This window comes from Streptomyces sp. ISL-43 (assembly GCF_018614195.1).
Lineage (GTDB): Bacteria > Actinomycetota > Actinomycetes > Streptomycetales > Streptomycetaceae > Streptomyces.
The window spans coordinates 316,951-336,659 of record NZ_JAGGOT010000002.1 but is presented as its reverse complement, the minus strand read 5'-3'; the positions used below and the strand labels follow the sequence as shown (position 1 = coordinate 336,659).

At 68.8% G+C, this 19,709-nt stretch carries 15 protein-coding genes; 7 read left to right on the top strand and 8 right to left on the bottom strand.

The annotated features are described in order from the left end of the window. Window positions 1-64: 64 nt before the first annotated feature. From nusG to J7F03_RS02205, 7 genes are all read left to right on the top strand, one after another. Entirely contained in the window at window positions 65-1,030 is a 966-nt protein-coding gene (gene nusG / locus J7F03_RS02235; RefSeq protein WP_214946889.1) for a transcription termination/antitermination protein NusG, read from the top strand. 171 nt (window positions 1,031-1,201) lie between these two features. Next, window positions 1,202-1,636, top strand: a complete 435-nt coding sequence (rplK, locus tag J7F03_RS02230; protein WP_214946888.1) for a 50S ribosomal protein L11 — start codon at window positions 1,202-1,204, stop codon at window positions 1,634-1,636. Between the two features lie 89 nt (window positions 1,637-1,725). Beyond that, window positions 1,726-2,454, top strand: a complete 729-nt coding sequence (gene rplA / locus J7F03_RS02225) for a 50S ribosomal protein L1 (protein WP_214946887.1) — start codon at window positions 1,726-1,728, stop codon at window positions 2,452-2,454. A gap of 551 nt (window positions 2,455-3,005) precedes the next feature. After that, window positions 3,006-3,536 carry a 50S ribosomal protein L10 gene (gene rplJ / locus J7F03_RS02220; protein WP_112450591.1) on the top strand — a complete coding sequence of 177 codons (531 nt, stop codon included), beginning with the start codon at window positions 3,006-3,008 and terminating at the stop codon, window positions 3,534-3,536. 110 nt (window positions 3,537-3,646) lie between these two features. Next, a complete protein-coding gene (rplL, locus tag J7F03_RS02215) occupies window positions 3,647-4,027 on the top strand; it encodes a 50S ribosomal protein L7/L12 (RefSeq protein ID WP_214946886.1) in 381 nt (126 codons plus the stop codon). Between the two features lie 585 nt (window positions 4,028-4,612). Further along, entirely contained in the window at window positions 4,613-8,095 is a 3,483-nt protein-coding gene (gene rpoB / locus J7F03_RS02210) for a DNA-directed RNA polymerase subunit beta (protein WP_214946885.1), read from the top strand. Window positions 8,096-8,192: 97 nt separating this feature from the next. After that, window positions 8,193-12,092 (top strand): DNA-directed RNA polymerase subunit beta', encoded by a 3,900-nt coding sequence (locus tag J7F03_RS02205; RefSeq protein ID WP_214946884.1) that lies wholly within the window; start codon window positions 8,193-8,195, stop codon window positions 12,090-12,092. Window positions 12,093-12,169: 77 nt separating this feature from the next. Here the strand turns inward: J7F03_RS02205 and J7F03_RS02200 are convergent, their stop codons facing one another. The 8 genes from J7F03_RS02200 to J7F03_RS02165 form a co-directional block, all read right to left on the bottom strand. Beyond that, window positions 12,170-14,635 carry a YfhO family protein gene (locus J7F03_RS02200; RefSeq protein WP_308378925.1) on the bottom strand — a complete coding sequence of 822 codons (2,466 nt, stop codon included), beginning with the start codon at window positions 14,633-14,635 and terminating at the stop codon, window positions 12,170-12,172. A gap of 171 nt (window positions 14,636-14,806) precedes the next feature. Continuing rightward, on the bottom strand, window positions 14,807-15,070 hold the full coding sequence (locus tag J7F03_RS02195; protein WP_214946882.1) for a hypothetical protein: 264 nt from the start codon (window positions 15,068-15,070) through the stop codon (window positions 14,807-14,809). After that, window positions 15,067-15,348, bottom strand: a complete 282-nt coding sequence (locus J7F03_RS02190; RefSeq protein WP_214946881.1) for a hypothetical protein — start codon at window positions 15,346-15,348, stop codon at window positions 15,067-15,069. The genes J7F03_RS02195 and J7F03_RS02190 overlap by 4 nt, the downstream gene beginning before the upstream one ends. Window positions 15,349-15,385: 37 nt before the next feature. Further along, window positions 15,386-16,276: a peptidoglycan-binding protein gene (locus J7F03_RS02185; protein ID WP_214946880.1), complete on the bottom strand. Its 891-nt coding sequence runs from the start codon at window positions 16,274-16,276 to the stop codon at window positions 15,386-15,388. Between the two features lie 117 nt (window positions 16,277-16,393). Further along, window positions 16,394-16,759, bottom strand: a complete 366-nt coding sequence (locus J7F03_RS02180; RefSeq protein WP_214946879.1) for an ATP-binding protein — start codon at window positions 16,757-16,759, stop codon at window positions 16,394-16,396. Window positions 16,760-16,793: 34 nt separating this feature from the next. Beyond that, window positions 16,794-17,507: a hypothetical protein gene (locus J7F03_RS02175; RefSeq protein WP_214946878.1), complete on the bottom strand. Its 714-nt coding sequence runs from the start codon at window positions 17,505-17,507 to the stop codon at window positions 16,794-16,796. Further along, entirely contained in the window at window positions 17,507-18,610 is a 1,104-nt protein-coding gene (locus J7F03_RS02170; RefSeq protein ID WP_214946877.1) for a hypothetical protein, read from the bottom strand. The genes J7F03_RS02175 and J7F03_RS02170 overlap by 1 nt, the downstream gene beginning before the upstream one ends. After that, window positions 18,607-19,704, bottom strand: a complete 1,098-nt coding sequence (locus J7F03_RS02165; protein WP_214946876.1) for a hypothetical protein — start codon at window positions 19,702-19,704, stop codon at window positions 18,607-18,609. The genes J7F03_RS02170 and J7F03_RS02165 overlap by 4 nt, the downstream gene beginning before the upstream one ends. Window positions 19,705-19,709: the final 5 nt, after the last annotated feature.

Sequence of the window (19,709 nt, the reverse complement as noted above, 5' to 3'; positions counted from 1 at the left end):
TTGATGGGTGCCGCCCGTTTTCGCATGTTCGACCACCTTTTGTATCCAGGAAGAAGCAGCCACCGTGTCTGACCCGAACCTGAACGCGAGCCCCGACTCCGTCGAGTCCGTCGAGGACGCGCTCGACATCGTCGAGGCGGCAGACGCTGTGGACCCCGACGAGGCCGAGCTCGCCGACGCCGAGGCGGGTGTCGCCGCCGAGGAGGCCGCGCTGCACGTCGAGGGCGAGGTCGACGCCGAGGCTGAGGACGACGCCGAGGCCGAAGAGGCCGACGACGACTCCGACGAGACCGAGGACGAGGCCGAAGAGGCTTCCGACGAGGACGCCGCCGAGGCCGAAGAGGACGAGGCCGCCGAGGCCGAGGCCGACGTGGAGGCCGAAGAGGCCGCCGACGTCGAGCCCGCCGAGCCGGTCGACCCCATCCAGGCCCTGCGCGACGAGCTGCGCCTCCTGCCCGGCGAGTGGTACGTCATCCACACCTACGCCGGCTACGAGAAGCGCGTGAAGGCGAACCTCGAGCAGCGCGCCGTCTCGCTCAACGTCGAGGACTTCATCTACCAGGCCGAGGTGCCCGAGGAAGAGATCGTCCAGATCAAGAACGGCGAGCGCAAGAACGTCCGGCAGAACAAGCTGCCCGGTTACGTTCTCGTCCGCATGGATCTGACGAACGAGTCCTGGGGCGTCGTCCGCAACACGCCTGGCGTCACCGGCTTCGTCGGCAACGCGTACGACCCGTACCCGCTGACCCTGGACGAGATCGTCAAGATGCTCGCCCCGGAAGCCCAGGAGAAGGCCGCCAAGCTGGCCGCGGAAGAGGCCGGCCTGCCCGCGCCCTCCGTCAAGCGCACCATCGAGGTCCTGGACTTCGAGGTCGGCGACTCGGTCACCGTCACCGACGGCCCGTTCGCGACGCTGCAGGCGACCATCAACGAGATCAACCCGGACTCGAAGAAGGTCAAGGGTCTCGTCGAGATCTTCGGCCGCGAGACCCCGGTCGAGCTGAGCTTCGACCAGATCCAGAAGAACTGATCCACAGTCTTCTGACTCACGCTTCCGGACAGGTCAGATTGCCCCCTTGCGGGCGGTCTGACCTGCTCGGTTTTTAGCCCCGCGCCGATACCCGTTATCGTGGTGCGGTATGCCTCCATCCGGATGACCGGATTGGCGGCGCGAAACTCTCACTAGGACCCGGAGAGAGCAATGCCTCCCAAGAAGAAGAAGATCACGGGGCTTATCAAGCTCCAGATCAAGGCCGGTGCGGCCAACCCGGCTCCGCCGGTCGGCCCCGCGCTCGGTCAGCACGGCGTCAACATCATGGAGTTCTGCAAGGCCTACAACGCCGCGACCGAGTCGCAGCGTGGCATGGTCGTGCCGGTGGAGATCACGGTCTACGACGACCGCTCTTTCACCTTCATCACCAAGACTCCGCCGGCCGCGCGCCTCATCCTGAAGAGCGCGGGCGTGGAGAAGGGCTCTGGCGAGCCGCACAAGACCAAGGTCGCGAAGCTTACGCGTGACCAGGTCCGCGAGATCGCCGCGCTCAAGATGCCTGACCTGAACGCCAACGACATCGACGCGGCCGAGAAGATCATCGCCGGCACCGCGCGTTCGATGGGCATCACGGTCGAAGGCTGATTCAGCCACCCCCCAGCACCATCAGTGGTAGGGCCAAGCGCTGGTCCGCACCACGACTCCACGCCTGAAGTCACAACACAGGAGCAGAAGTGAAGCGCAGCAAGACTCTCCGCGCTGCGGACGCCAAGATCGACCGGGAGAAGCTGTACGCCCCGCTCGAGGCCGTCCGTCTCGCCAAGGAGACCTCCGCGACCAAGTTCGACAGCACCGTCGAGGTCGCCTTCCGCCTGGGTGTAGACCCGCGCAAGGCCGACCAGATGGTCCGTGGCACCGTGAACCTCCCGCACGGCACCGGCAAGACCGCCCGGGTCCTGGTCTTCGCGACCGGTGACCGTGCTGCGGCCGCGGAAGCCGCCGGCGCCGACATTGTCGGCGACGACGAGCTCATCAACGAGATCGCCAAGGGCAACCGCCTCAACGAGTTCGACGCCGTTGTGGCCACCCCGGACCTCATGGGCAAGGTCGGCCGCCTCGGCCGCGTGCTCGGTCCCCGTGGCCTGATGCCGAACCCGAAGACCGGCACCGTCACCATGGACGTCGCGAAGGCTGTCACCGAGATCAAGGGTGGCAAGATCGAGTTCCGCGTCGACAAGCACTCGAACCTGCACTTCATCATCGGCAAGGTCTCCTTCTCCGATGAGCAGCTGGTCGAGAACTACGGCGCGGCCCTCGACGAGATCCTTCGTCTGAAGCCGTCCGCCGCGAAGGGCCGCTACATCAAGAAGGCCGCCCTGAGCAGCACGATGGGCCCCGGCATCCTGCTGGACCAGAACCGCACCCGGAACCTCCTCGTCGAGGAAGACCCGGCTGCCGTCTGATCAGGTTCGAGCCCCAGGGCTCCGAGCCCTACGGCTCGCTGATTGACTGAACGGGCCCCTCGCCTCCCTTCACCGGGCGGCGGGGGGCCCTTTCGCGCTCCCGGGCCGCCGCCCTGCGTCCCCGGGCCGCCCCTGACTCCCCGGGCCGCCCCTGCGTCCCTGGGCCCGCCCGTCCGCCCGTACCGTCCGCGCGTCCGCCTGTACCGTGCGCGCGGGTGCTCACGGGGGCGTACGGGCGGCCCGGGAGCCCTGGGCCGGCCGCGCGGGCCGGAGCCTCACGACGGGGCTCCAGGGGCCGCCGGTGACCGATTTGCTCTGCACGCCACCGTTCACGTACTCTTCCGGAGAAGCCAAAGACCGCTGGTCGTTGCCGTGCCCGCAAGGGTGCGGTGGCCGAAGGATCCGCTAACTGCGGACGTCCTGCGTAGGTGACTGTGGAAAGTTCCCGGAATTCATTCCGGTAGAGCTACGCCCTGGCGCCTGCGCCGGGGCGTTTTGTATTTATGCCCCTTCTGAGCGGTCCTCATCACCCGGAAGGAGGCCGACGCACTATGCCGACGCCCAACAAGGCTGCCGCGGTAGCCGAGCTCAAGGACGCGTTCCAGAGCTCGAACGCCGCCGTGCTGACCGAGTACCGGGGTCTCACCGTCGCGCAGCTCAAGACGCTGCGTCGTTCTCTCGGTGAGAACGCCCAGTACGCCGTGGTGAAGAACACGCTGACCAAGATTGCGGCCAACCAGGCCGGGATCACCGCGCTGGACGAGCACTTCGCTGGTCCGACCGCGGTCGCCTTCATCACCGGTGACCCGGTGGAGTCGGCGAAGAGCCTGCGTGACTTCGCCAAGGAGAACCCGAACCTCATCATCAAGGCGGGTGTCCTTGATGGTAAGGCGCTCACCGCCGATGAGATCAAGAAGCTTGCGGACCTCGAGTCCCGCGAGGTTCTGCTCAGCAAGCTGGCCGGCGCGTTCAAGGGCAAGCAGTCTCAGGCTGCCTCGCTCTTCCAGGCGCTGCCGTCGAAGTTCGTCCGCACTGCGGAAGCGCTTCGCGTCAAGCTCGCCGAGCAGGGCGGTGCCGAGTAATTCGGCTCGCGCATTGATCCACGCCGCCTAGTGCGTGGGTCGTAGCGGGCCGTTACGCCCGCCTCTATATACATCCGGCACCTGCCGAATTAGTGGAAGGATCGCCCATCATGGCGAAGCTCTCTCAGGACGACCTCCTCGCCCAGTTCGAGGAGATGACCCTCATCGAGCTCTCTGAGTTCGTTAAGGCGTTCGAGGACAAGTTCGACGTCACCGCCGCTGCGGCCGTCGCCGTTGCCGGTCCGGGTGCCCCGGTTGCCGCTGAGGCCCCTGAGGAGCAGGACGAGTTCGACGTCATCCTCACCGGTGCCGGCGACAAGAAGATCCAGGTCATCAAGGTCGTGCGTGAGCTGACCTCCCTGGGCCTCAAGGAGGCCAAGGACCTCGTGGACGGCGCCCCGAAGCCCGTCCTCGAGAAGGTCGCCAAGGAGGTCGCCGAGAAGGCTGCCGAGTCCCTCAAGGGCGCCGGTGCGGCCGTCGAGGTCAAGTAACACCTCTGGGGCCCTCTAGGGCTCCAACCAAGGGCGATCACCCGTAAGGGTGGTCGCCCTTTGGCGTACCCGGAGTGCCTGACTTGCCCCTGTCTCGTTGGGGAGTAGGGTGATCTTCGTTGCTCTGAGGCAGGGTCCTTCGGTGATCCGCACGGAGCAGGGGGCCTTGACGAACGGCACGCGGCGCGCAATTCTCAGATCCGTCGTGAGATCGGCCGTTCGATCCGGGATCCGAGGCATGGATCGGGTCGGTATCGGGCATGGATCGACTACGAAGAGGGCAGTACTGTTACGCGCTCTGTGTGCGGAGCCGAAGCGTTGGACGCAGTGTTTAAACGACATGGGGAAGGCCTGTTGCCGGTTTCCGGAGACCTGGTCTGGACATCAGTGAGCCAAGTGGCTACACTGACCCTTTGCGCTGCCTGTTAGCTGCCCCCTGCCCGTCGCCAGGGGCATGCCCACGCATGAGCACACTTGATTGATCGCCCTGACCTGGTCTTTCGACCGGGGTGGAAGCGCCTGTCTTCTGTGTCAGCTGGGACCGGTACGCGCGTAGTGAGTCCGAGCCCTCGGAAGGACCCCCTCTTGGCCGCCTCGCGCAACGCCTCGACCAATACGAACAACGGTGCCAGCACCGCCCCGCTGCGCATCTCCTTTGCAAAGATCAAGGAGCCCCTCGAGGTTCCGAACCTCCTGGCGCTGCAGACCGAGAGCTTTGACTGGCTGCTCGGCAACGCCGCCTGGAAGTCTCGCGTCGAGTCGGCGCTTGAGAGCGGACAGGACGTTCCCACCAAGTCCGGTCTGGAAGAGATCTTCGAGGAGATCTCGCCGATCGAGGACTTCTCCGGGTCGATGTCGCTGACGTTCCGCGACCACCGTTTCGAGCCGGCGAAGAACTCGGTCGACGAGTGCAAGGAGCGCGACTTCACGTTCGCGGCGCCGCTCTTCGTCACCGCCGAGTTCACGAACAACGAGACCGGAGAGATCAAGTCTCAGACGGTCTTCATGGGCGATTTCCCGCTCATGACCAACAAGGGCACCTTCGTCATCAACGGCACCGAGCGTGTCGTGGTGTCGCAGCTGGTCCGTTCCCCTGGTGTCTACTTCGACTCCTCGATCGACAAGACGTCCGACAAGGACATCTTCTCCGCCAAGATCATCCCGTCCCGGGGTGCCTGGCTGGAGATGGAGATCGACAAGCGCGACATGGTCGGTGTTCGCATCGACCGCAAGCGCAAGCAGTCCGTCACCGTGCTCCTGAAGGCTCTCGGCTGGACCACCGAGCAGATCCTCGAGGAGTTCGGCGAGTACGAGTCCATGCGTGCCACCCTGGAGAAGGACCACACCCAGGGCCAGGACGACGCGCTGCTCGACATCTACCGCAAGCTGCGTCCGGGCGAACCGCCGACCCGCGAGGCCGCTCAGACGCTGCTCGAGAACCTCTACTTCAACCCGAAGCGCTACGACCTCGCGAAGGTCGGCCGCTACAAGGTGAACAAGAAGCTCGGCGCGGACGAGCCGCTGGACGCCGGCGTGCTCACCACCGACGACGTCATCGCGACCATCAAGTACCTGGTCAAGCTGCACGCCGGTGAGACCGAGACGACCGGCGAGTCGGGCCGTTCGATCGTCGTCGAGACCGACGACATCGACCACTTCGGCAACCGTCGTCTGCGCAACGTCGGCGAGCTCATCCAGAACCAGGTCCGCACGGGTCTGGCTCGTATGGAGCGCGTCGTCCGCGAGCGGATGACGACCCAGGACGTCGAGGCGATCACGCCGCAGACCCTGATCAACATCCGGCCGGTCGTCGCCTCCATCAAGGAGTTCTTCGGCACCAGCCAGCTGTCGCAGTTCATGGACCAGAACAACCCGCTGTCGGGTCTCACCCACAAGCGCCGCCTGTCGGCGCTTGGCCCGGGTGGTCTGTCCCGTGAGCGGGCCGGCTTCGAGGTCCGTGACGTTCACCCGTCGCACTACGGCCGCATGTGCCCGATCGAGACCCCTGAAGGCCCGAACATCGGTCTGATCGGCTCGCTCGCGTCCTACGGCCGCGTCAACGCGTTCGGTTTCGTCGAGACCCCGTACCGCAAGGTCATCGACGGTATCGTCACCGACGAGGTCGACTACCTCACGGCCGACGAGGAAGACCGCTTCGTCATCGCCCAGGCCAACGCTGGCCTGTCCGACGACATGCGCTTCACCGAGAACCGTGTGCTGGTCCGGCGTCGTGGCGGCGAGATCGACTACATCGCCGGCGACGACGTCGACTACATGGACGTCTCCCCGCGCCAGATGGTGTCCGTCGCGACCGCGATGATCCCCTTCCTGGAGCACGACGACGCCAACCGCGCCCTCATGGGCGCGAACATGATGCGCCAGGCCGTTCCGCTCATCAAGGCGGAGGCGCCGCTCGTCGGCACCGGCATGGAGTACCGCTGTGCGGTCGACGCCGGTGACTCGATCCGTGCGGAGAAGGACGGTGTCGTCCAGGAGGTCTCGGCCGACTACATCACCGTCGCCAACGACGACGGCACGTACACCACGTACCGCGTCGCCAAGTTCTCCCGCTCGAACCAGGGCACCTCGGTCAACCAGAAGGTCATCGTCAACGAGGGTGACCGCATCATCGAGGCTCAGGTCCTCGCCGACGGTCCTGCGACCGAAGAGGGCGAAATGGCCCTCGGCAAGAACCTGCTCGTCGCGTTCATGCCCTGGGAAGGTCACAACTACGAGGACGCGATCATCCTGTCGCAGCGCCTCGTGCAGGACGACGTCCTCTCCTCGATCCACATCGAGGAGCACGAGGTCGACGCCCGTGACACCAAGCTGGGCCCCGAGGAGATCACCCGGGACATCCCGAACGTCTCCGAGGAGGTCCTGGCGGACCTCGACGAGCGCGGCATCATCCGCATCGGTGCGGACGTAGTCGCCGGCGACATCCTGGTCGGCAAGGTCACGCCCAAGGGCGAGACCGAGCTGACCCCGGAGGAGCGCCTGCTCCGCGCGATCTTCGGTGAGAAGGCCCGCGAGGTGCGTGACACCTCGCTCAAGGTTCCTCACGGTGAGATCGGCAAGGTCATCGGTGTCCGCGTCTTCGACCGCGAGGAGGGCGACGAGCTTCCTCCGGGCGTGAACCAGCTGGTCCGCGTCTACGTCGCCCAGAAGCGCAAGATCACCGACGGTGACAAGCTCGCCGGCCGCCACGGCAACAAGGGTGTCATCTCCAAGATCCTTCCGATCGAGGACATGCCCTTCCTTGAGGACGGCACGCCGGTCGACATCATCCTCAACCCCCTGGGTGTCCCGTCCCGAATGAACCCGGGACAGGTCCTGGAGATCCACCTCGGCTGGCTCGCCAGCCGCGGCTGGGACGTCTCCGGGGTTGCCGAGGAGTGGGCCGAGCGACTGAAGGTCATCGGCGCCGACCGCGTCGAGCCCGGTACCAACGTCGCCACCCCGGTGTTCGACGGTGCCCGCGAGGACGAGCTTGCCGGCCTCTTCGAGCACACCATCCCGAACCGCGACGGTGACCGCCTGGTCCTCCCGACCGGTAAGGCGCACCTGTTCGACGGCCGCTCCGGCGAGCCGTTCCCGGAGCCGGTCTCGATCGGCTACATGTACATCCTCAAGCTCCACCACCTGGTCGACGACAAGCTCCACGCTCGGTCGACCGGTCCGTACTCGATGATCACGCAGCAGCCGCTGGGTGGTAAGGCGCAGTTCGGTGGCCAGCGCTTCGGTGAGATGGAGGTGTGGGCGCTCGAGGCTTATGGCGCCGCTTACGCCCTCCAGGAGCTGCTGACCATCAAGTCCGATGACGTCACCGGCCGCGTGAAGGTCTACGAGGCCATCGTCAAGGGCGAGAACATCCCCGAGCCGGGCATTCCCGAGTCCTTCAAGGTGCTCATCAAGGAAATGCAGTCGCTCTGCCTCAACGTGGAGGTGCTGTCCTCGGACGGCATGTCCATCGAGATGCGCGACACCGACGAGGACGTCTTCCGCGCGGCGGAGGAGCTCGGTATCGACCTGTCCCGGCGTGAGCCGAGCAGCGTCGAAGAGGTCTGACGGGCCTGACGGGGGGCTCGCTCAAGAGCCCCCCGTCATCCCCGGGACCGTTCAGACCATGATTGAGACTCGACCCCGAAAGAGGGATTGACGCACAGTGCTCGACGTCAACTTCTTCGACGAGCTGCGGATCGGCCTTGCCACCGCGGACGACATCCGAACCTGGTCCCACGGCGAGGTCAAGAAGCCGGAGACCATCAACTACCGCACCCTCAAGCCCGAGAAGGACGGACTCTTCTGCGAGAAGATCTTCGGTCCGACCCGGGACTGGGAGTGCTACTGCGGCAAGTACAAGCGTGTCCGCTTCAAGGGCATCATCTGTGAGCGTTGTGGCGTCGAAGTCACGCGCGCCAAGGTGCGCCGTGAGCGGATGGGCCACATCGAGCTTGCCGCTCCCGTCACCCACATCTGGTACTTCAAGGGCGTCCCGTCGCGCCTTGGCTACCTGCTGGACCTCGCGCCGAAGGACCTCGAGAAGGTCATCTACTTCGCCGCGTACATGATCACGTTCGTCGACGACGAGCGCCGCACCCGCGACCTCCCGTCGCTGGAGGCGCACGTCTCCGTCGAGCGCCAGCAGATCGAGAACCGCCGCGACTCGGACCTCGAAGGCCGTGCCAAGAAGCTCGAGACCGACCTGGCCGAGCTCGAGGCCGAGGGCGCGAAGGCCGACGTACGCCGCAAGGTGCGCGAAGGTGCCGAGCGCGAGATGAAGCAGCTTCGTGACCGCGCCCAGCGCGAGATCGACCGCCTCGACGAGGTCTGGGCGCGCTTCAAGAACCTCAAGGTCCAGGACCTCGAGGGCGACGAGCTGCTCTACCGTGAGCTGCGCGACCGCTTCGGTACGTACTTCGACGGCTGCATGGGCGCCGCGGCGCTGCAGAAGCGTCTGGAGTCCTTCGACCTCGACGAAGAGGCCGAGCGCCTCCGCGAGATCATCCGTACCGGCAAGGGCCAGAAGAAGACCCGTGCGCTCAAGCGCCTCAAGGTCGTCTCCGCGTTCCTGCAGACCAGCAACAAGCCCAAGGGCATGGTTCTGGACTGCGTGCCGGTGATCCCGCCGGACCTGCGTCCGATGGTGCAGCTGGACGGTGGCCGCTTCGCGACCTCCGACCTGAACGACCTGTACCGCCGCGTGATCAACCGCAACAACCGCCTGAAGCGCCTCCTCGACCTCGGTGCCCCCGAGATCATCGTGAACAACGAGAAGCGCATGCTTCAGGAGGCCGTCGACGCCCTCTTCGACAACGGTCGTCGTGGTCGTCCGGTGACCGGTCCCGGCAACCGTCCCCTGAAGTCCCTCAGCGACATGCTGAAGGGCAAGCAGGGTCGGTTCCGCCAGAACCTCCTCGGCAAGCGCGTGGACTACTCCGCGCGTTCCGTGATCGTCGTCGGTCCGCAGCTGAAGCTGCACCAGTGTGGTCTGCCCAAGGCCATGGCGCTGGAGCTCTTCAAGCCGTTCGTGATGAAGCGCCTGGTCGACCTGAACCACGCGCAGAACATCAAGTCGGCGAAGCGCATGGTCGAGCGCGGCCGCACGGTCGTCTACGACGTGCTCGAAGAGGTCATCGCCGAGCACCCGGTTCTGCTGAACCGTGCGCCCACGCTGCACCGCCTCGGCATCCAGGCCTTCGAGCCCCAGCTGGTCGAAGGCAAGGCCATCCAGATCCACCCGCTCGTCTGCACCGCGTTCAACGCGGACTTCGACGGTGACCAGATGGCCGTGCACCTGCCGCTTTCGGCAGAGGCGCAGGCCGAGGCCCGCATCCTGATGCTGTCCTCGAACAACATCCTGAAGCCGGCTGACGGTCGTCCCGTCACCATGCCGACCCAGGACATGGTGCTGGGTCTGTTCTTTCTGACCACCGACGGCGAGCTCCGTGACGTCAAGGGCGAGGGCCGTGCGTTCGGCTCGACCGCCGAGGCGACCATGGCGTTCGACAACGGTGAGCTGGCGCTCCAGTCGGCCGTCGACATCCGCTTCCCGGTGGGCACCATCCCGCCGCGTGGCTGGGTGGCCCCGGTCCGCGAAGAGGGCGAGCAGGAGTTCCAGCCGGGCGACAGCTTCCGTCTGCGCACCACCCTGGGCCGCGCGCTCTTCAACGAGCTGCTGCCCGAGGACTACCCGTTCGTCGACTACTCGGTGGGCAAGAAGCAGCTCTCCGAGATCGTCAACGACCTGGCGGAGCGCTACCCCAAGGTCATCGTGGCGGCGACGCTCGACAACCTGAAGGCGGCCGGCTTCCACTGGGCGACCCGTTCGGGCGTCACCGTGGCCATCTCCGACGTCGTCGTGCCCGAGGCCAAGAAGGCCATCGTCAAGGGCTACGAGGAGCTGGACGAGAAGGTCCAGAAGCAGTACGAGCGCGGTCTGATCACCAAGGACGAGCGCACGCAGGAGCTCATCGCGATCTGGACCAAGGCGACCAACGAGGTTGCCGAGGCGATGAACGCGAACTTCCCCAAGACGAACCCCATCTTCATGATGGTTGACTCGGGTGCCCGAGGAAACATGATGCAGATGCGACAGATCGCCGGTATGCGTGGTCTGGTGTCGAACGCGAAGAACGAGACCATCCCGCGTCCGATCAAGGCGTCCTTCCGTGAGGGCCTCACCGTTCTGGAGTACTTCATCTCCACGCACGGTGCCCGTAAGGGTCTGGCGGACACCGCCCTGCGTACCGCCGACTCGGGTTACCTCACCCGTCGTCTGGTGGACGTCTCGCAGGACGTCATCATCCGCGAGGAGGACTGCGGCACCGAGCGCGGCCTGAAGCTGAAGATCGCCGTTCGCGGCGAGGACGGCGCGCTGCGCAAGGCCGACGACGTCGAGACCTCGATCTACGCCCGCATGCTGGCCGAGGACGTCGTCATCGACGGCAAGGTCATCGCGCCGGCCAACGTCGACCTCGGTGACGTCCTGATCGACGCCCTGGTCGCCAACGGCGTCGAGGAGGTCAAGACCCGCTCGGTCCTGACCTGTGAGTCCGCGGTCGGCACCTGTGCCTTCTGCTACGGACGCTCGCTCGCCACCGGCAAGCTGGTCGACATCGGTGAGGCGGTCGGCATCATCGCCGCCCAGTCCATCGGTGAGCCCGGTACCCAGCTGACGATGCGTACCTTCCACACCGGTGGTGTGGCCGGTGACGACATCACGCAGGGTCTGCCGCGTGTCGTCGAGCTCTTCGAGGCCCGTACCCCGAAGGGTGTCGCCCCGATCTCCGAGGCCGCCGGCCGCGTGCGGATCGAGGAGACCGAGAAGACGAAGAAGATCGTCATCGTGCCCGACGACGGCAGCGAGGAGACGGCCTTCCCGATCTCCAAGCGCGCCAAGGTCATCGTCGGCGAGGGCGACCACGTCGAGGTCGGCCAGAAGCTGACCATGGGTGCCACCAACCCGCACGACGTGCTGCGCATCCTCGGCCAGCGTGCGGTCCAGGTCCACCTGGTCGGCGAAGTCCAGAAGGTCTACAACTCGCAGGGCGTGTCGATCCACGACAAGCACATCGAGATCATCATTCGGCAGATGCTCCGCCGCGTGACGATCATCGAGTCCGGCGACGCGGAGCTCCTGCCGGGCGAGCTCGTCGAGCGGTCGAAGTTCGAGACCGAGAACCGTCGTGTGGTCACCGAGGGCGGTCACCCCGCCTCCGGCCGTCCGCAGCTGATGGGTATCACCAAGGCCTCGCTCGCGACCGAGTCGTGGCTGTCGGCGGCGTCCTTCCAGGAGACGACCAGGGTTCTGACGGACGCGGCGATCAACGCCAAGTCCGACTCCCTGATCGGCCTCAAGGAGAACGTCATCATCGGTAAGCTCATCCCGGCCGGTACGGGCCTCGCCCGCTACCGCAACATCCGGGTCGAGCCGACCGAGGAAGCCAAGGCCGCGATGTACTCGGCCGTCGGCTACGACGACATCGACTACTCGCCCTTCGGCACCGGCTCCGGCCAGGCTGTCCCGCTGGAGGACTACGACTACGGCCCGTACAACGGCTGAGGTCTTGAGCAGTAGGTAGTACGAAGAAGCCCCCCGCGGCTCCGAGAGGAGCGGCGGGGGGCTTCTTCGTACCCGGATCAGGTCCGGCGGCGGCGGAGGCCGGCGACCGTGGCCGAGGCGAGGGCCAGGAGGGCCAGGGTGGCGGCGGCCAGGCCCGGGGTGAGGCCCTTGGGGGTGAAGGCGCAGGAGACCTTGTCCGTGCCGGGGGGCAGCGGGACCGAGACCAGGCCGTGGAAGGAGACCGGGGTGGTGGTCTTGCCGCCGGCGGTGCACTGCCAGCCGGGGACGTCGGTCATCGCGAAGACCGCGGTACCGGTGGAGCCCTTCGGGAGGGTGGCCTCGATGGTGTGGCCGCCCGTGCTCACCTCCGTGGCGCCGGTGGCGGTGAGGCGGGCGGCCGTCTCGGCGAGCGCCGCCCGGTCCAGGCAGCCGATGGGGTGCTCCCCGGCGGTGGCGTTCTGCGTACGGGTCCTCACGGTCACGTCGAGCAGGCCGGACGCGGGGACCTCGCCGAGGCGCAGGACGCCGGTCATCCGGTCCTCCAGGGGCTTCTCCGTGCCGCCGGAGGCGAGGGTGCCGTAGAGCTCGGGGGAGTACCAGAAGGCTTCGGAGCCGGGCGTGCACTGGGCGGCGTAGGTCTGCTCGGTGGCGCTGCCGCCCCGGGTGACCCGCGGGACCTGGTAGACGGTGGCGGCGAGCACGGCCTCCTGGTGGGCGTAGACGCTGCCGGCCGGGTTGGGCGAGGCGTAGGCGCCGTCGCGGACGGTGACCAGGGGCGGGGCGGGGAACTTCGAGCCGGCCCAGGTGTCCGGGGCGGACCCGGGCCGGACCCGTGCGCCGATCGAGAAGATCGCGTCGAGGACGGGATTGTCCGCGCCGAACATGGTCCGGCCGTCGTTCTTGTAGCCGTAGCCGAGCGGCTCCAGGGCCTGGAAGGTGACCGCGGGCAGGTAGCTGCTGTAGTACTGCGGGCCTTCCGCTCGGAGCGCGAGCGCGTCGTTGTACGAGGTCTGCGGGGCGCCCGAGTCCGTCCGGTAGGCGGGCCAGCCCTCCACGGAGCGGACCGCCTCGAAGTGGCGGGTGATCGACTGGCTGGAGGTGACGGCCGGCTTCGCCCAGCGCTCGCGCGAGCGTCGGGCGTCGGCGTTGGCCGCGGCTGCCGTCGACTCGGCGAGGACGACACCGGCCATGAGGACCGCGGCCACGGGGATCAGTACGCGGCGCTTCTCGCCCAGCGCCAGCAGGACCAGCGCCAGCAGCGAGACCGCGCCGCCGCCGAGGACCGCGGGCCAGGTCGCCCCGCCGAAGTCGTTGGTGTGCCGTAGCACGAAGGTCGCGGCGACCAGCAGGCCGGCGGTCAGCGCCAGGTGCGGCGGGCGCGGCCGGTTGGCCAGCGACAGCCAGGCGAGGACCACGACCATCGCGCTGAAGACGAAGGCCTCGCGGTAGGGGTTGCCGTTCGGTACGGCCAGCCCGTGCCACAGGTACTGGGTGGGCGGGAACTGGAAGGAGAGGACCACCAGGAGGGTCGCGGCCGCCCACACCAGGCGCGTCTTGCGGGCGACGGCCGTGTTGAAGAGGAAGGTCCCGGCCAGGATCAGGCCGAGGGAGGCCACGTAGAGCCGGGGCCGGCCGCCCCACAGGTAGGTGCCGGGGAGCATGCCCGTCAGGAAGATCTCGATCCGCACGGGATCGAAGGCGGCGGCCTTGGTGGGCTGCGCCGCCCCGCTGGAGAGGAACGACGGCAGGAGGAGCGGGAGCGTCAGCAGGATGCCCGTCGCGGCGGCCGTCCCGGCCCGCCACACGGCGCGCAGCCGCTGCGCCCCGGTCATGTCGAGGACGACCAGGCGGATGGCGAGCAGGACGCAGGCGGCCATCGTCGCCATCATCGCGGTGTAGAAGTTCCCGAACCAGGCGAGCGCGACCAGCAGCGCCACGGCGGGCCAGCGGCGCTGCTCCAGGCACCACTCGACGGCGATGCCGAGGAGCGGGAGCGCGACCAGCCCCCACAGCCACATGGGGATGTACGAGGCGTCGCTGAGCGCCCATCCGCACAGGCCGTACGTCGCTCCGAGCACGCCCCGCTGCCACCACGGGCCGGGGTGCAGCTTGCCGAGGTAGACGGTCATCAGGGCGGCGGCGGTGCCCATCGTCACCGGGGTGACCGCGAAGACGGCGAGGTCCACGTGGGCGCGGGGGACGAGGACGGCCAGCCAGGAGAAGGGGTTGCCGAGGTAGGTGTAGTAGTCGGACAGGAACTGCTGGCCGAAGCCGCCGCGCCAGGTGAACAGGGCGTCGCCCGCGGCCTGTCCGTGCGCCAGGTCCCACAACGCCCGGTGGAAGGGCACGTACTGGTTGGCCTGGTCGTTGATGGCGCGGCCGGTGTCACCGAAGGGGAAGCTGCCCCGGGCGGCCCAGGACGCGCAGAAGGCGCCCGCGGTGACGAGGAAGGCGAGGAGCGGGCCGTACAGTCGCGCGGCGCGGCGGCGCGGCGCCGGCCGGTCCTGATCGGGGGGCGGACTGCCTTGTTTCGTGGGCTCCACGGCCACGGTCCCCAATGCTCTGCTCCCTGCTGATCGACGGTCACGTACGGCGGTTCGTCCGAATCGTCAGTCTAGGTCGGCTGCGAGGGGGGCCCGCCCGGCCCGGGAACGCGGGGCGGGCGGGACCGGGACGGATCCGCGTACGGACCCGTCCCGGCGCCGCACGGTGGGCTATTGGCCGGTGATCTGCCAGGCCGTCACGGCGATCGCCGAGACGGCGGCGAGCGCGGTGACGCTGGCCAGCGGCCAGCGCGCGCGCTCCAGGGCGTCCAGCCGCGATTCGTGGTCGGCGAGTTGACGGTCGGTCTGGTCGCTGCGCTGGACCAGGAGGGCCAGCGAGCCGTCGACGCGGGCGAAGCCGGCCTCCATGGTGCCGCGCAGCCGCTCCAGTTCGACGGCCACGGACAGCGGGTCGGGCATGTGAGGTTCCGTCATGCGCGCTCGTCCTTCGCCCGTTCCTCGCGGGCGATGAGGGCGAGCAGCGTGCGGTCGGCGTCGTACGGCCACTCCGTGCGCAGCCAGCCGGGCAGTACGGCCTGTACGCCGGGCAGGGCCATCACCCGGGTGAGGGCGCCGGCGGCGGCGAGGGCGCCGGCGACCCAGGGCAGCGCGGCGGGGACGCCCGAGGCGTCCACGACGGCGGGCAGTAGGACGGCTATCGCCAGGGCGGTCTGGACGAGTGTGCGCAGGGTGCGCTTCGCGGCTTCGGACATGGGTGGTGCCTTCTTTCGGTCGAACGGTGACGGTCGGTCAGCCGGAGTACGGGACCTTCAGGGCGTCCCAGGAGGTGCGGCCCGGCCAGCCGTCGGCGTCGGACCCGGTGAAGCCGAGCTTGCGCTGCCACTTCGCGTACGAGCGGCGGTCGGCCTGCGTCCACTGCGGGCCGGGACCCTCGGCGTAGTCGGAGCAGCCCTCGGCGACCAGGCGCTCGCCCATGGCGGTGACGACCGGCGAGTGCGGGAGGGCGGTGAAGAAGCCGGCACCGGGGAAGGGCTGGTGGCGGCCGGGGTCGGCCGGCGGCGGGGTGGGCCCGGTGCCCTGGCCCGGGCCGGCCGAGAGGCGGGCGGCGATCCGGGCGCGCATGTCCTGCATGGTGAAACCGCGCGGGTCGACCTTGGTGCCGGTCCACTCCTTGTGGCCGATCACCGAGGGGGCCTGCCAGCCGTGGGCCCGGCACAGGGCGGCCGAGGCGCGCTCGATGGCGTCGAGCTGGGCGGCGGGCCAAGGGTCGCGGCCGTCGCCGAGGTTGACGCACTCGAACCCGTAGAAGTGGGCGTTGCCGTCGGTGTCGTTGCGGCGGGGTTCGGGCAGCGCGGACTCGGCGACGACCGCGTCCAGGACGTCGCTGTCGCCCAGACCGGCGTGGTTGGTGCGGCCGTGGCCGATCAGGTGCACGCGGCCGGCCTTGTCGATGACGGCGTGGCAGAGCGGGCCGGGCAGCTCGGCGTAGCCGTCGCGGCAGAGGGCGACGCTGCTGTCCGTACCGGTGCTGACGGTGTGGTGGATCACTACGCCGTTCACCGGGCCCCAGGCGCCCTTGTGGTTGCGGTTGTGGGTGCGCCAGCCGTCGTGCTCCACGACGTCGACGCCCTCCGCGCGCAGTGCTTCCAGCAGGGTGTCGGCGGTGAGGGGGGTGGCCATGGCAGGTCTCCTTCGGGCATGCGAAAGCCCCGGCCGGGGGTGGCTCGGGGCGGGGTGTACCGGTGGGTGTGCGGGTGCGGCGGCGTGGCCGGGGTTCAGCCCCGGGCCCCGCGCCCCTCAGACGCCGACGGGGCTGTACGTGGCGCACAGCGCCGCGTACGCCGCTGTGCGGGCTTCGAAGTCGGCCAGTGCGGCGGCGACCGCGGAGGCCACGGCCGTGCGGTCCGGGGTGACCGGGCCCTCGGGCGGGGGGTCGAGGACGACCTGGCCGGAGCCGCGCAGTTGCGTGCCGAGGTCGCCGGTCTCGGTGAACTGGGCGGTGACGTACACGGACGGGTAGCCGCTGACGGGGTCCAGTTCCAGGGTGCCGCCGAGGCCGGCGTCGTACACGCGGACCTGGATGCTGTGGCCGGCCTCGGTGAGCGTGGCGCGGCCCGCGTAGTCGATGGCGATGCCCCAGGGCTGAGCGGGGTCGATGTTCATGTGCGGGGGTCTCCTTGCGGTGGGCGGCGCGGGGTCAGCTCTGGGTGCCGTACATCATCAGCGGCTGGGCGTAGACGAGCCCGGTGCCGCTGGTGACCATGGCCTGGATCTCGACCTTGACCAGGCTGCCGAACCGGGCGTTGAAGTCGTCGGCGGCCTTGTCGGTGCGGTCGAGGATCGCCCCGGTGGTGACCGGGTCGCCCCACTGGACGCCGTCCACGAGGATCCGTACCTGCCCGGTGACGCCGGCCGCGGCGGCGGTGTAGCAGTACACGCGCAGGCGGGGCTGCCACAGCGGGTTGAAGGAGCGGGCGACGGTGGTCCAGGCGGTCGCGTTGGTCTGCGGCCAGCGGGTGGTGCTGGTGTCCTGCGGCGGCAGCATCGCGAGCCAGGGGCGGGCCAGGCCGCCGGTGACCACGTCGTCCGCGAGGACCTCGTGGTTGTAGGCGTCGAACACGCGCACGGCCTGGTCGTAGGTGCCGGTGACGGCGTTGCGGATGCTGAGCGCGGTCTTGCCGCTCTGCCGCTTGATCTCCATGCCGTACTCGGTGGAGGACCAGAAGCCGACGCCCAGGATCCGGGTGCCGCCCGGCTCCTCCACGGACAGCGAGCCGCCGTCCGAGATCTTCAGGGTGCCGCCGCTGACGGTGTTGAGCGCGGGGCGGGTGTTGACGGCGGTCGACAGCTGCTGGATCCGGCGTTCCATGGCGGTCAGCCGGTCGATGATGTCCTCGGGCAGTTGGGGCATCAGGCCTCCTCTAGGTAGAGATCGGCGGTGTCCGGGCGGCCCCGCTCGGGCGGGCTGACCTTGACGCCGATGATGCGGTAGCGCGCGTCGAGACCCTGGGGGTGCCATTCGTCGGTGATCCGGATGCGCACGGTCCGGCCCAGCAGGGACGGCGGTACCTCGCTGCCCAGGCGGATCGTGATCTCGGGGATGACGACGGCCCCGCGGGCCTGGGCGAGTTCGCCGGCCGCACGGAGGTTCAGGGCGTTCCCGTCGCTGATCGTGTTGTGGTCGGAGGACAGGTCGATGCGCGGCCAGCCGCCGGTGATCAGGTCGTCCGCGACCATCTCCTTCGAGTACACCGGCCGCGACTCCTCGGCCTGGTTGCTGTTGACCGAGGCGCCGCGGGCCCGGGCGGTGGTGCCGCCGCGGGTCGCGTCGCGCGGGAAGGCGTACGAGAGGATCGCGCCGGGCCGGTCCAGTACCAGGTCGGTGACGCCCGTGTGGATGCGCGGGCTGCCGAGCCGCAGCTGGCGGGTGCGGGCCCCGGTGACCGGGTCGCGGTAGACGGAGATCTGGTGCTCGATGCCGTTCTCCGCGGAGGCCAGTGCCTCGATGGCCTCGGAGTACAGGACCTCGTCGCCGTCGCGCCAGGACTCGGTGCGCAGGACGCCGGAGGTCTCGTCCCCGTAGGTGACTCCGATGTCGCCGCCCACGGAGGCTTGCATCTTGCGCCACAGCTCCCGGACCAGCTCCAGCTGGTCGGTGGGGGTCGTGTGGCCGAAGGTCTGGCGGATGCGCCGGCGGCCCGCGTACGAGTCGAAGGTCGCCGCCTGGATGCTGAGGGTGATGACGCCCCGGCCGCTGCTCTGCAGCGTGCTGGTCCAGATGATCCCGCCCCACCACAGGTCGCCGCCGCGCTCCAGGTAGACGGCGGTACGGCCCTCCTCGATCCGGCGGACCCGGGCGGCGATGGCCGCGTCGGGCACCGGGATGTTGCCGGACAGGGCGCCCGGCTTGCCGATGTAGTCGTCGATGGACACGTCCCGCAGCGGGAGGATGTCGATGGTCCGGTCGGTCCGTACGTCGCAGAAGATCGCGCGGTACGGGGTCTCGGTGCTCACTGGGTCGCCGCCTCGTAGGTGGCGCTGCCGATGATGGTGTGGCCCGCCGCCCAGGTCCACGGGCTGACGGCGTCCGTGATGCCGGCGATCACGACGGAGTCGCCGCTCGGCATGCCGGAGGAGATCTCCAGCTCGAAGAAGGTCGTCGAGGTGCAGCGGATCCGGGCGACGGCGCGCTCGCGCGTCCCCATCATCAGGTCGGCGAAGCCGGCGCACTTGACCGCGGACGCCGCCTTGACCGGCAGGGTGAACCGCCAGTTGTCGCCGCTGGTGGCGCCGGCGCCGAAGTTGGTGGTGGTGCCGAAGGCGATGGCGAAGTTCATGTGCACGGTCGGGCCCTGCTGGATCCAGCGGGCGGTGATCTCGGCGTTGCCGAAGGAGGGCGGGGCGTTGCCGGTGTAGGTGGTCCACACCGGCGTCCAGTTCTGCCACGCGGCCTTCGGCGGGTACGGCGTCCAGGCGGTGCCGTCCCAGCGCTGGAGGGCGCCGTCCATGTCCCGGTACTGGCCCGGGTAGGCGCCGATCGTCGTGTCGGAGGTGACCGGAAGGATGCCGCCGATGGCGACGGTGGCCGTGCGCTGGCCGGCCAGGGCGCCGGCCCAGACGATGCCGCCGTTGCCCGCGCTGGTGCCGGCGGGCACGGCGACGGTGTAGAGGGGGAGGGAGAGCGGCGGGGTCGCGGGGGCGACCGGGTTCGCCGCCGGCACGCCGCGGATGACCTCGACATCGGCCTCGGTGCGGCCGGAGGCGTCGTACTCGTCGTCGTAGACGCGCAGCACGATGAGGTCGACGCGGCCGTACTGGGCGTGGCCGACGGTGAAGGTCAGGTTCAGGGGCTGGGTGAGGACGACGGGGTACGCGCCCTGGCTGTCGGTGCCCTGGATGACGGCCCGGCCGGGGTAGACGGTCGCGCCCATCGCGGTCGTGCCGACGACGGTGAAGCCGGAGATCCGCCACTTGCCGTCACTCGAACCGGGCAGGATGCCGGACCGGCTGGCGACCGGGGAGGTGGGAGTGAGGGCGCCGAGCGAGGCGACGCGGGTGTCGGAGCGGGTCTGGCCGGTGATCGGGAGCCAGGCGGATCGCACGTTCACGGAGT